Here is a 12,315-nt window from a genome sequence, read left to right on the forward strand (position 1 = left end):
CCCCGATCCTCGCACCCACCGACGGGAACCTCAGTCGAATTCCCGCCGGCGGGAGCACGCGCGAGCCGGCCCGAACGTGCCGATGCCCACGTCACCCGATCGGGCGACGTGGGCATCAGCCGGCCTGGGGTCAGACGTCGATGCGGTTCTCGTCCAGCTCGTACGCGCCCTGGACGATGAACTCCTTGCGCGGAGCCACGTCGTTGCCCATCAGCAAATCGAACACGCTCGCGGCGGCCTCGCCGTCGTCGACGGTGATCCGGCGCAGCGTGCGGTGCCGCGGGTCCATCGTGGTTTCGGCCAGCTGGTCGGCGTCCATCTCACCCAGACCCTTGTAGCGCTGCGGGGGCTCCTTCCAGCGGACGCCCTTCTTCATCAGCTCGGCCGACTTCCGCTGGTACTCGGCGTCGCTGTAGGTGTACAGGTACTTGTCCTGCCCCTTCTTCGGGTTCGTCAGCTCGAAGCGGTGCAGCGGCGGGACGGCGGTGTAGACCCGGCCGGCGTCGACCAGCGGGCGCATGTAGCGGAAGAACAGCGTCGCCAGCAGGCAGCGGATGTGCGCGCCGTCGGAGTCGGCGTCGGCCATGAAGATGATCTTGCCGTAGCGCGCCTGCTCGAGGTCGAAGGTCCGCCCGGACCCGGCGCCGACCACCTGGATGATCGAGGCGCACTCGACGTTCTTCAGCATGTCGCCGACCGAGGCCTTCTGCACGTTCAGGATCTTGCCCCGGATCGGCAGCAGGGCCTGGAACTCCGAGTTGCGGGCCAGCTTCGCCGTACCGAGCGCGGAGTCACCCTCGACGATGAACAGCTCGGAGCGGTCCACGTCGTTGCTGCGGCAGTCGGCCAGCTTCGCCGGCAGCGCCGACGACTCCAGCGCGGTCTTGCGCCGCTGCAGCTCGCGGTGCTGGCGGGCCGCGACCCGCGTGCGCGAGGCGGCGACGACCTTCTCCAGGACGGCGCGCGCCTGGGCCTTGGCCGTGCCCTTGGTCGCGGTGAGGAACTTCTCCAGCTCGGTCTGGACCACCTTCGCGACGATCCGCGACGCGGCCGGCGTACCGAGCACCTCCTTGGTCTGGCCGTCGAACTGCGGCTCGGCCAGCCGGACGGTGACCACCGAGGTCAGCCCCTCGAGCACGTCGTCCTTGATGATCTCCTCGCCGCTCTTCAGCAGCCGGGTGCCGGTCAGGACGCCGGTGAACACCTTCGACAGCGCCCGCTCGAAGCCGGCCACGTGGGTGCCGCCCTTCGGTGTGGCCACGATGTTCACGAACGAGCGGACCTCGGTCTCGTACCCGTCGCCCCAGCGGACCGCGATGTCGACGTCCAGGTCGCGCTCGACGTCGGTCGGGGTCATGTGCCCGGCGTCGTCGAGCATCGGCACGGTCTCGGTGAAGTGGCCCGTACCGGTCAGCCGGACCACGTCGGTGACCGGCTGGTCGGTGGCCAGGAACTCGCAGAACTCGCTGATCCCGCCGTCGTGCTTGAACGTCTCCTCGGTCGGCTCGTCGCCGCGCTCGTCGCGGATCACCAGCTCCAGGCCGGGGACCAGGAACGAGGTCTGCCGCGCGCGGGTGACCAGCTCGTCGTAGTTGAAGGCCGCGTCGCGGGTGAAGACCTGCCGGTCGGCCCAGTACCGGATCCGGGTGCCGGTGACACCCTTCTTGGCCCGGCCGGCCTTGCGCAGCCCGACGGCCGGGGTGAAGGCCGCGTCCGCGCCGTCGCCGGCGAACTCACCGGCCACCCCGCGCCGGAACGACGTGGTCCAGACCGTGCCGCCGCGGTCCACCTCGACGTCCAGGCGCGCGGACAGCGCGTTCACCACCGAGGCGCCGACACCGTGCAGACCGCCGGAGGCGTTGTACGACCCGCCGCCGAACTTGCCGCCGGCGTGCAGCTTGGTGAAAACCACCTCGACGCCGCTGAGCTTGGTCTTCGGCTCGATGTCGACCGGGATGCCGCGGGCCTTGTCCCGGACCTCGACCGAGCCGTCCTTGTGCAGGACGACGTCGATCCGGTCGCCGTGGCCGGCCAGGGCCTCGTCCACGGCGTTGTCGATGATCTCCCACAGGCAGTGCATCAGGCCGCGGCTGTCGGTCGAGCCGATGTACATGCCCGGGCGCTTGCGGACCGCCTCCAAACCCTCGAGCACGAGCAGGTTGCGGGCGTTGTACGTCGGGTCGAGCTCGGTACTGCGAGGCGTCGGCGCTGCCACTGGGCTCCTTCACTGGTTCACAAGCAGACATCCGTACGGCGACTCGGCCGCCGTACGAGTGACAGCCTACGAGGCGCCACCCCCAAACCCCGGCAGGAGGTGGCCGTGGCCGATTTGGGTTGCCGGGCAGGATGGTGGGTACCGCTTCGGCGCACCACAACTGAACAGCATCAGCGGAGATCAACCACCAGATAGGTGTTTCGGCAGATATCGATCCGGACTCGATCGCTGGGAAATTCCGACACTCCGGATGTCAGCACACAGTGAGCATCCAGTGGCGCACAGTGAAAGAAGACACGCCCGACACCCGCCGGAAACAACAGATCGCCCGAATCCGAAACGATTCCCCGTCAATATGCGTCATAAGGGAACAGGTGGTTCGTCTCACATTCGGACACGCTGCACCTACCGGGAAGCGATCCGCATGTCAGGATGTTGCTATCTGGTGAGTACGGAACTAGATGAGATGAGGCCTCAAGTGACTACAGCACTCGCCCCGAGTTCGACCCTGTCGGCTGCGGACCGTTGTGACCGCTGCGGCGCGCAGGCCTACGTTCGTGTCACCCTGACCAGCGGTGGGGAGCTTCTGTTCTGCGCCCACCACAGCCGGGAGCACGCGGAGAAACTGCGCAACATCGCTATCACCATCCACGACGAGACGGGCCGGCTCGACGCCACCCCGGTCGCCGCGGAAGAGGAGCGGTAACCCCAGGCCTCGTAGGCGCCAACGACGGCGCAGACCCCCACACACTTCTACCGATGGCGGTCATCCGGACAGGATGGCCGCCATCCGTCATGTCCGGATGTGTCGGACATCTCACACCATCGGTACGCCGGGCTCCGGCCCGTGCCGGCGAAAGTCCCGCCAGGCCCGGGCGAGCCGGTCGACCGCGTCGGCCAGCACCTCCGGTGCGTAGGCGAACGGTAGCCGCAGGTAGTTGTCGTGGTCACCGGTCGGATCCATGGCGTGCCCGGCAACGATCTCGACGCCGTGCCGCAACGCGATCTGCGCGAACACCCGCGCGTCGGTGTCCGGCAACTTCACCCACAACGCCGAACCGCCGGCCGGCTCCTCCCACTCCCACTCCGGCAGCCGGTCGCGCAGCAGTTCGCCGATGTGCGCGCGGCGGCCGGTGGCCAGCCGGGCCCGTTCGGCGGTGACGTCGGCCAGGCGCGGCAGGAGCCGGGCGGTGAGCGCCTGGTCGATCACCGGACTGCCCAGATCGGCGAGCGCCTTGTGCCGCGCGAGCCGGTCGGCCAAGGGCCGCGGCGCGCGGATCCAGCCGATCCGCAATCCGCCCCAGACCGCTTTCGAGACCGAGCCGATCGACAGAATTTCCGCGCCACCGGGCGCGAACGCGGCCAGCGGCGGCGGAATTTCGGGGCCGGCCGGATCACCGGCGGAATAGGCGTTGTCCTCGACCACCACCACGCCGTACCCGGCGGCGATTTCGGCGACCTGGCGACGCCGTGCCGGTGACATCAACCGGCCGGTCGGGTTGTGGAACGTCGGCATCACGAACAGCATCGCCGGCTGGTGCTCCTTCAGCGCGGCGGTGAGCAGGTCGGGCCGGATGCCGGCGTCGTCCAGCGGTACGCCGACCACCCGGCCGCCCGCGGCGCCGAACAGGTCGAAGCAGCCCGGCCAGCTCGGCTTCTCGATCACGACCGCCGCGCCGGTGCGCAGGTACATCTGCGTGACCAGCGCGATCGCCTGATGCGCACCGCTGGTGACGACGATCTCGTCCGGGCTGGTCGGCAGTCCTGTCTGCTCGAAGTGCTCGGCGATCCGCGCCCGCAGCGGCTCGATGCCGCGTGGGTGATAGCCCACGTCGCGCAACAGCTCGGGCAGGTCGGTACGGGCCAGGTCCTCCACCTCGGCGGCGAGGTCCGGGATGCCGGGATCGACCGCGTAGGTCATCGAGATCACGTCGCCCGGCCCGACCGTGATCCGGTGGAACAGCGACTCGCCGTACCCGAGCGGCATGCGCTTGTCGGCGGTCGAGCGTCCTCGGCTCGCGCTCCGGGCGACCGTCGTACCGCTGCCGCGGCGGCTCTCGACCAGTCCGCGGGCGCGCAGTTCGTCGTACGCCGCGACGACCGTGCTGCGGCTGACCGCGAGCGCCTCCGCGAGGCGTCGTTCGGCCGGGAGCTTGGCGCCGACCGGCAGCTCGGTGGAACCCATCACGGCGGCGAGCGCGTCGGCCAGGCGCCGGTACAGGCCGCCGGAACCTCCGGTCAGCCGGCGCCCGATCAGGTCGGCCAGGACGGCGGGATCTCCGGAACGGTCCACTTCTCCTCGGATTGGCTCGGGTGGACTGGATGTCGAGCGGCCAGGCTAGTGGCGAAGGCAGTCCAGTTGAAGAGGTGAGGGTGATCATGGGGATCGGGCAGCTGCTCGGGTTCGTCGGCGCGACGGTGGTTCTGGTCGGGATGCCGGGGCCGAACAACATCTACATCTCGCTGCGCAGCCTGACCCAGGGCCGGCGGGCCGGAGTGGTGTCGGCGTTCGCGATCGAGACCGGGTCGGTGGTCTACATCCTGGTCACGGCGCTCGGGCTGGTCGCCGTCCTCGAGGCGTCGCCGGAGCTGTTCACGGTGATCTCGCTGGCCGGCGCGGCGTACTTGGCCTACCTCGGTGTGAAGACCCTGCGAGCGACCGGCGGTTCCTCCGGGCTCGGGGCGCTGCGGACGGAACCGCTCGGGCGCGTGTTTCGCGCCGGCGTGCTGGTGAACCTCCTCAACCCGAAGGCGGCGCTGTTCTTCCTCGCCTTCCTCCCCCAGTTCACCAGCCGTGGCGCCGGCTCGGCCCAGATCCGCACCGAGATGCTGCTGCTCGGCCTCGCCGTCTTGGTGATCGGGCTGGCGCTCGACCTCTGCTACGCCGTCGGCGCCGACGCGATCGGCCGGCGCTTCCGCTCACCGCGCAGCACGCAAATCCAGCGCTGGCTGGCGGGCGGAAGTTACCTGGCCGTCGCTGTCGTCGCGGCGCTCACCGCGACGACGCACTGAACCTCCAGTTCAGGTCGAGCCTTTCAGGCGTCTAGCTGAGCGTGAGGTTGCCGTCGGTGTACTCGACCGTCAGCGTTCGCTCGCCGACCCGTACGCCGTCCAGCCGCAGCGAGCGCCACGGGAAGTCGCCGGCCGGTGTGATGTCGAGCGTGCCGGCCGGGACGTTCGGCTCGATGCCGAGCGCCGCGATGACGACTGCGATCGCCGAGGCCGCCGCCCAGGCCTGTGGCCGGCACGACAGCGGGTACGGCGTCGGGCTGCTCTCCTCCCCCACGCCGGCTCCGCCGTACAGCTCGGGGAGGCGGTAGCCGAACGACTCCGCGGCCTCGACCAAGCCACGCGCGTACGTCGTGGCGACGGTGGCCTGGCGGGCGGCGTACAGGCCCTGGACGGCCATCGCGGTGTCGTGGGGCCAGACGCTGCCGGTGTGATAGCCGAGCGGGTTGAAGCCGCTCATCTCGGTCGTCAGCGTGCGGAGTCCGAATCCGCTGTCCAGCTGCTTGTCGCCGAGCAGAGTGGCGACGGCCGCTTCCTCGTCGGGGTCGAGCAACCCGGTCCCGAGCAGGTGGCCCAGATTGGACGACGGCCCGGCGACCGGGCGCTTATCGCCGTCGAGTGCGATCGCCGGATAGCCGTCGACCCAGAACTTCTCCCGGAACCTGGTCTTCAGGTCCGCCGCCCAGGCCCGCCACTCGTCGGCGCCGTCGAGGCCGAAGGCGGTCAGCAGCTCGGCGCCCGCGAGCGCGGCGGCGTACGCGTAGCCCTGGACCTCGCACAGTGCGATCGGCGCGGTCGCGAGCGTGCCGTCGGGCCACTGGACCGAGTCGCGGGAGTCCTTCCAGCCCTGGTTGGCCAGGCCGTGGCCGGACTCGTCGATGTACTCCAGGAAGCCGTCGCCGTCGGGGTCGGCGTACTCCTTGATCCAGGTGAGCGCTCTCTGCAGGTTCGGCAGCAAGGCGCGGACCTCGTCGGTGGGCATGCCCCAGCGCCAGGCCTTGTGCAGCGTGGTGATCCACAACTGGGTGGCGTCGTGCGTGCCGTAGTACGCCGCGGGCAGGACGAGGCCGTTGCCGTGGTCGGCGACCTCGGCGCGCAGCTCGTGCGGGATCTTGCCCGGTTGCTCGGCCGCGTCGATGTCGACCTTGGTGCCCTGCCGCTCGGCGAGCGCGCGCAGGGTCCCGGTCGCGAGCTCGGGATCGACCGGGATCAGCATCCCCGCCGAGATCAGCGAGTCGCGGCCGAACAGCGTCAGGTACCAGGGCGGGCCCGCCCCGAGATAGCGCTCTCTGCCCGTTCCCAGCTGCAGCGCGGCGACGTCGTCCAGAGACCGCCGGATCCACCGCTCGACCCGTGAGTCGTCGCAGGAGACCGCGATCTCGTCGTACGTCGGGCGCTGTTCGGGCGGCTTGATCTCGAAGCCGCTGGCCGGCGGGAAGGCGGCGCTGATCCGGAGCGTGACCGTGGCCTCGTCGCCGGGCTCGACCTGCAACTGCCACTGCACGCCGTCGTCTGCGGTGAGCGACGGCTCGGGATCGCAGAGAGCGCTCACTCGCGTTCCCGCGGCGTTCTCCCAGTGCAGGGTCGCGCCGTCGGCGATCGGGTCCAGCGCGGGAAGACTCGCGGCGGCTTCGCTGCGCACCTCCGCGGTCCCGGCGAGATCGGTGCCTAGAGCAACCTTCAGCGTGCAGTCGACGGTTCGGTGCGAGGTGTTGACCAGCGTGACCCGCTCGATCAGGCCCGCGCCGTCGACCGTCCGGGTCCGCCGCAGCCGGACCGTCGGATCGTGCCCGCCGTCGCCCAGCCCTTCCACCACCGCACCGAACACCGTCACTCCGAGCGGGTGCGGACTTCCGCCCCGGGGCGACTCGTCGACGTGGACCGGAAGCGGCTCCCGGTCGTCGATCGTGACCAGCAACCGGGACAGGATCCGGCGGTCCTGGGCGTAGACGCCCTCGGCTCCGGTACCGGTGAGCTGGCCCGAGCGGGGCGACAGCACCACCCAGGGAGCCGACAGCGTGGTGATCAGTTCGTGCAGCGCAGCCATGCGTCCACACTAAGCCGCCACTTTTCCGGCACAGTGGTGGGTGTGAACAGCGTTGCGACACTCCTGGTCGGCGTGGCGATCTTCGTCGGCATCATCGGCATCGTGGTCCCGATCCTGCCCGGGGCGCTGCTGAGTCTGGCGGCGATCCTGGTCTGGGCGCTGGAGGAGCAGAGCGCGACCAGCTGGGTCGTGCTGGCGGCGGCCGTGGTGCTGATCGGTGCGAGCCAGGTGGTCAAGTACGTCGTACCGGAACGCAGGCTGCGCGAGTCCGGCGTACCCCGGCGGTCGATGTTCGTCGGGGTGCTGCTCGGGATCGTCGGGTTCTTCCTGATCCCGGTGGTCGGCATGTTCGTCGGATTCCCGCTCGGCGTCTACCTGTCGGAGCGCCAGCGGCTCGGCACCCACCCACTGGCCTGGGCGTCGACCAAGCACGCGCTGCGAGCGACCGGTCTGTCGATCCTGATCGAGTTCGTCGGCACGGCGCTCGCCGCGGCCGTCTGGCTGGTCGCGGTCCTGTTCCTGGTCTGATTGCCAGGAAACTGCCAGCTTCGCGGGAGCCTGGTCTCAGGTCGGCGTCGCAGGGTGGAACCATCAGTACCAGGTGAAGGCCTGGTACGTCGTACCGGGAGGCAGTTGCAGATGGCGTCGTTCGAGAAGCTCACCGACAAGTCGTGGCGGGTGGCCGGGACCGTGGCAGCGGTCGTCGTCACCACGGCGGCCGGCGGAGTCGCCTGGGCCACCACCAGCGCCGATCCTTCGCCCTCGCCGTCCCCGTCGGCCTCGCCCTCGGCGCCCGCCGACCCGGCTCAGCCCGGCAAGCCAGGCGGCCGGCACGGCGAGTTCGGGCTCGGCAGGGGTGCGCTGCACGGCGAGTTCGTGGTGGAGAAGGAGGGTGGCGGCTACCAGACGGTGTCCACGCAGCGCGGCGAGGTCACCGCGGTCAGCAAGGACAAGCTCACCGTGAAGAGCGCGGACGGCTACAGCCGCGAGTACACGCTGACCGAGGACACGCTGGTGAACGCGGCCCGCGACGGGATCGACGACGTGAAGACCGGCAACCAGGTGATGGTGACCGCTGTGGTCGCGAACAACGTCGCCACCGCGACCACCGTCAACGACGGCACGGTCCGCGACGCGGCCCGCGAGAAGTGGGGCTTCAAGCGCGGCCCGCGCTGACCTACCCCCCGCGGGCGGAGGACTCACAGCGAACTGCCAGGAAGCTGCCAGGGTTCGCACGGGCACCGGGGGCAGACTGGAGACCATGAGCCCGCACCTCCTGGTCGTCGACGACGAACCGAACATCGTCGAGCTGCTGTCCGCGAGCCTGCGGTTCGCCGGCTACGACGTGACCACGGCGACGCACGGGGCCGAGGCGCTGAAGAAGGCTCGTGAGATCGAGCCCGATCTCGTCGTGCTCGACGTGATGATGCCCGGGCTGGACGGTTTCGAGGTGGTCCGGCGGCTGCGGGGAGAGGACCGGCACGTGCCGGTCCTCTTCCTGACCGCCCGCGACGCCGTCGAGGACAAGGTGCTCGGCCTGCAGACCGGCGGCGACGACTACGTGACCAAGCCGTTCAGCCTGGACGAGCTGGTCGCCCGGGTGCGCGCTCTCCTGCGCCGTTCCGGGCACCGCGAGCAGGCCCCGACCGAGCCGGCGATCCTCAAGTACGCCGACCTCGAGCTCAACGAGGACAGCTACGAGGTGTTCAAGGCCGGCGAGGCCGTGCAGCTGTCGCTGACCGAGTTCAAGCTGCTGCGCTGCCTGCTGGAGAACGCCGAGCGCGTGATGTCCAAGGGCCAGCTCCTGTCGGCGGTCTGGAACTACGACTTCGCCGGTGACGCCGGCGTGGTCGAGTCGTACATGTCGTACCTGCGCCGCAAGGTCGACACCGGGGACCAGAAGCTGCTGCACACGGTCCGCGGCGTCGGCTACGTGCTCCGCACGCCGAGGGGACCGAGCTGATGTCCGGTGTCGGGTCGGGCCGCCCGCGCCTGACCGATCGCTACCCGCTGCGGATCACCATCGTGCTCGTCCTGCTCACGCTGGTCACCGCGGCGCTGCTCACCTCCGGAGTGGTCGCGACCACGATCATGCGCGGCTACCTGCTGGACAAGGTCGACAGCCAGTTGGCCGAGGCATCCAAACCATTGGTCAGTCAACCGCCCGGCCCCGGCATCGGCCGCCCACGACTGGGACGGACCGAGCCGCGTCTGCCGAGCGCCTTCGTTGTCCAGCGGTTTCAGCCCGACGGCACCGAGATCCAGGCCGGCAGACTGCGCGAGCCGCTGCGCGCATCCGACGGCCAGCCCGCGCTGCCCACCCTGACCCTCGACCAGGTCATTGCCAAGGGCAACCAGCCGTTCAACACCGGGGCGGTCTCCGGCGGCGAAACCTGGCGGGTGGTCGCGGTACCGCTCGCCCGGGGAAACGGCTACCTGATGATCGGCCAGAGCCTCAGCGACATGGACCACACGATCCAGCAGCTCGTCGGGGTGCAGATCGCCGCCGGGGTCATCCTGCTCGTGCTGCTGGCCGGCGTCGGCACGTACGTCGTACGGCGCAGTCTGCGCGGACTCGAGGACGTCGAGCACACCGCGGTCGCGATCGCCGGTGGTGATCTCGGCCGGCGGATCCCGCAACGCGACCCGCGGACCGAGGTCGGCCGGTTGTCGCTCGCGCTGAACCAGATGCTCGGGCAGATCGAGACCGCCTTCGCGCAGCGCACCGCGTCGGAAGCCGCCGCGCGGCGGTCCGAGGACCATGCTCGGCAGTCGGAGGAACGGATGCGGCGCTTCGTCGCGGACGCCAGTCACGAACTGCGGACGCCGTTGACCTCGATCCGCGGGTTCGCCGAGCTGACCCGGCAGCGCGGTGGCGCGATGGATCCGGCCACCATGAAGCGGATCGAGGACGAGGCGAAGCGGATGGGGCTGCTGGTCGACGACCTGCTCCTGCTGGCCCGGCTCGATCAGCAGCGACCGTTGCAGTATCGGCCGGTGGACCTTCTGACGCTGGCCGGTGACGTCGTGCACGGCGCCGAGGCGGTACAGCCCGAGCGTTCGGTCACCCTGCGGATCCTGCCGAACTCGGGAGCGCCGGTGGTCCAGGGCGACGAAGCACGCCTTCGGCAAGTACTTGGCAACCTGGTCAGCAACGCACTGCACCACACACCGGTCGAGGCGCCGGTGACGGTGTCGGTGGGGACCCGCGAGGGCGAGGCGGTGCTGGAGGTCGCCGACACCGGTCCGGGGCTGGACGACGAGCAGAAGGCCCGCGTGTTCGAGCGCTTCTACCGCGCGGACACCGCCCGGACGAGGGTCACCGGCGGCTCGGGCCTCGGGCTCTCGATCGTCTCCGCGCTGGTCGCCGCCCACCGCGGGCGAGTCACCGTCTCCGACACCCCCGGCGGTGGGGCGACCTTCACCGTCACGCTTCCCGTCGCCGTCGACGCCTGAGTCGGCCTCTCGACGGCGTACGGCGATCAGCGGCGGCGGACCTTCACCGTGCAGTCGCGGCGGTTGATCACGTCGCCGGCGGGCATCACCTGGGTCCGCTCGTGCTCGCGGCTGACCAGGACGTCCCACTCGCCCTCGGGCAGCTCGAGGCTCTCGATCACCTCGTCGGGCGTCGGGAAGTGGATGTCCGGATGCGGGTTGGGCTCGCCGGGCGGGAAGCCGAGGTGACCCTCGATCAGCAGCACTCCCCCGCGCGCCACCGCGCCGGCGGCACTGCGCAGGATGCTCTCGCGCGCAAGTTCGGTCTTGGAGTGCAGGAACTGCGCCGACACCAGGTCGAACTCGCCGTCCGGGAACGACGTACCGAGTTCGTGCTGCTGCCAGTCGATCCGGTCGCCGACACCGGCGTCCTCGGCGTGCTTCGCCGCCCGGCCGAGCGCCACCGAGGAGATGTCGACCGCGGTGACCGTCCAGCCCTGCTGGGCCAGCCAGATCGCGTCGGCGCCTTCACCGCAGCCGAGATCGAGCGCCCGGCCCGGCGTGAGGTCAGCGACCTCGTCGACCAGTACGACGTTCGGCTTGCCGCTCCAGATCTGGTCGCGCTCGGAGTAGAAGGAGTTCCAGTACTCGTCGGAGAGTTGTTCTGTCGTCATGGTCCCGATGGAACCGCGCCCTCAACTCGCAGGGCAAACCTTCTTGCCGGACTGGCAAAGCGTCGACGCCCCGCCCGCACCAGAGGGCGGCGCCTTCACCACTGGGCGGTGGTCACTGTCTGCCTTCGATCGATGGCGGATCGTCGACACCGTTACCCAGCTCGCCACTTTGTCACGCCATGCGTACCGTAGATCGGAACACGCTCTCCCCACGGGCCCTCGCCCGGTCAGCGCAGCAGGATCGCCCGCTCGACGACCGTCCACGTGGTCGTGGTCAGCAAGTAGAGACCAGCCGCGAGCGGGATGAACGCCGCGGTGACCAGCGTGCCGAACGGGAGCAGCCGCGCGAGGTTTCGCCCCATCGGCGCCGCGGTGGCATCCAAGCGCGCCAGCTGGCGGCGCGCGGAGAAGTAGGCGACGACGGCCAGCAGCACCGCGAGACCGGCGTACGCCGGGGTGGACGCGACGATCGGCCAGTGGACTCCGATGGGCGCGCCGAACAGCGTCCCGGCGAGCAGCTGGTTCGGCTCGCCGCCGACGACCGCGCGGGAGAACAGCGTGTAGAGCACCCAGAAGAACGGCAGCTGCGCGAACATCGGCAAGCACCCGGCGAACAATGTCGCCCCCGACTCGGCCTGCAGTTCGGCGATCTCCCGCTGAGCGCGTTCGGGGTCCTTCGCGTGCTTCTTGGTGATCTCCTGGATCCGCGGCATCAGCACCGCGCGGGACTTCTCACCGCGGACCGCGGCCAGGCTGAGCGGCAGCAGCACCAGCCGGACGGCGATCGTACAGACGACGATCGCGAGCGCCGCGGCGTACGGGCCGCCGACGGGTTCGAGCAGGCCGGCGATCCAGGATACGAGGTGGTAGGCGCCGCTGACCGGCGCGTCGAGAAAGAAGGGCATGACTGAGCTCCACAAGAACAAAGGGAAACG

11 protein-coding genes are annotated in these 12,315 nt (G+C 70.0%); 6 read left to right on the forward strand and 5 right to left on the reverse strand.

All coding sequences use genetic code 11. The features are described 5' to 3' along the window. Window positions 1-130 precede the first annotated feature (130 nt). The gene (locus tag BWI15_RS21280) at window positions 131-2,215 is read right to left on the reverse strand and encodes a DNA gyrase/topoisomerase IV subunit B (protein WP_077016245.1); all 2,085 of its coding nucleotides are present in this window, start codon (window positions 2,213-2,215) and stop codon (window positions 131-133) included. Between the two features lie 466 nt (window positions 2,216-2,681). Between BWI15_RS21280 and BWI15_RS21285 the strand changes: the two genes are divergently transcribed. Then, window positions 2,682-2,921: a DUF7455 domain-containing protein gene (locus BWI15_RS21285; RefSeq protein ID WP_237771393.1), complete on the forward strand. Its 240-nt coding sequence runs from the start codon at window positions 2,682-2,684 to the stop codon at window positions 2,919-2,921. Window positions 2,922-3,032: 111 nt separating this feature from the next. On the opposite strand, the gene yczR is transcribed toward BWI15_RS21285, so the two are convergent. After that, entirely contained in the window at window positions 3,033-4,508 is a 1,476-nt protein-coding gene (gene yczR / locus BWI15_RS21290) for a MocR-like transcription factor YczR (protein ID WP_193432178.1), read from the reverse strand. Window positions 4,509-4,594: 86 nt separating this feature from the next. Between yczR and BWI15_RS21295 the strand changes: the two genes are divergently transcribed. Further along, on the forward strand, window positions 4,595-5,227 hold the full coding sequence (locus BWI15_RS21295; RefSeq protein WP_077016248.1) for a LysE family translocator: 633 nt from the start codon (window positions 4,595-4,597) through the stop codon (window positions 5,225-5,227). A 31-nt stretch (window positions 5,228-5,258) separates the two neighbouring features. Here the strand turns inward: BWI15_RS21295 and BWI15_RS21300 are convergent, their stop codons facing one another. After that, entirely contained in the window at window positions 5,259-7,271 is a 2,013-nt protein-coding gene (locus tag BWI15_RS21300) for an amylo-alpha-1,6-glucosidase (RefSeq protein ID WP_077016249.1), read from the reverse strand. A gap of 42 nt (window positions 7,272-7,313) precedes the next feature. Here BWI15_RS21300 and BWI15_RS21305 point away from each other — a divergent pair, with 42 nt between their 5' ends. The 4 genes from BWI15_RS21305 (at window position 7,314) to BWI15_RS21320 (ending at window position 10,727) form a co-directional block, all read left to right on the forward strand. Then, entirely contained in the window at window positions 7,314-7,799 is a 486-nt protein-coding gene (locus tag BWI15_RS21305; RefSeq protein ID WP_077016250.1) for a DUF456 domain-containing protein, read from the forward strand. Between the two features lie 111 nt (window positions 7,800-7,910). Then, entirely contained in the window at window positions 7,911-8,447 is a 537-nt protein-coding gene (locus tag BWI15_RS21310) for a hypothetical protein (RefSeq protein ID WP_077016251.1), read from the forward strand. A gap of 85 nt (window positions 8,448-8,532) precedes the next feature. After that, window positions 8,533-9,234 (forward strand): response regulator transcription factor, encoded by a 702-nt coding sequence (locus tag BWI15_RS21315; protein ID WP_077016252.1) that lies wholly within the window; start codon window positions 8,533-8,535, stop codon window positions 9,232-9,234. Then, window positions 9,234-10,727, forward strand: a complete 1,494-nt coding sequence (locus BWI15_RS21320; RefSeq protein ID WP_077016253.1) for a sensor histidine kinase — start codon at window positions 9,234-9,236, stop codon at window positions 10,725-10,727. The genes BWI15_RS21315 and BWI15_RS21320 overlap by 1 nt, the downstream gene beginning before the upstream one ends. A gap of 26 nt (window positions 10,728-10,753) precedes the next feature. On the opposite strand, the gene BWI15_RS21325 is transcribed toward BWI15_RS21320, so the two are convergent. Together BWI15_RS21325 and BWI15_RS21330 are read right to left on the reverse strand one after the other, a co-directional pair. After that, window positions 10,754-11,380, reverse strand: a complete 627-nt coding sequence (locus BWI15_RS21325; RefSeq protein WP_077016254.1) for a class I SAM-dependent methyltransferase — start codon at window positions 11,378-11,380, stop codon at window positions 10,754-10,756. Window positions 11,381-11,607: 227 nt separating this feature from the next. After that, complete coding sequence (locus BWI15_RS21330; RefSeq protein ID WP_077016255.1) at window positions 11,608-12,285, reverse strand: YidC/Oxa1 family membrane protein insertase; 678 nt, start codon at window positions 12,283-12,285, stop codon at window positions 11,608-11,610. Between the last annotated feature and the right edge of the window lie 30 nt (window positions 12,286-12,315).

The organism is Kribbella sp. ALI-6-A (genome assembly GCF_001984195.1).
GTDB lineage: Bacteria > Actinomycetota > Actinomycetes > Propionibacteriales > Kribbellaceae > Kribbella.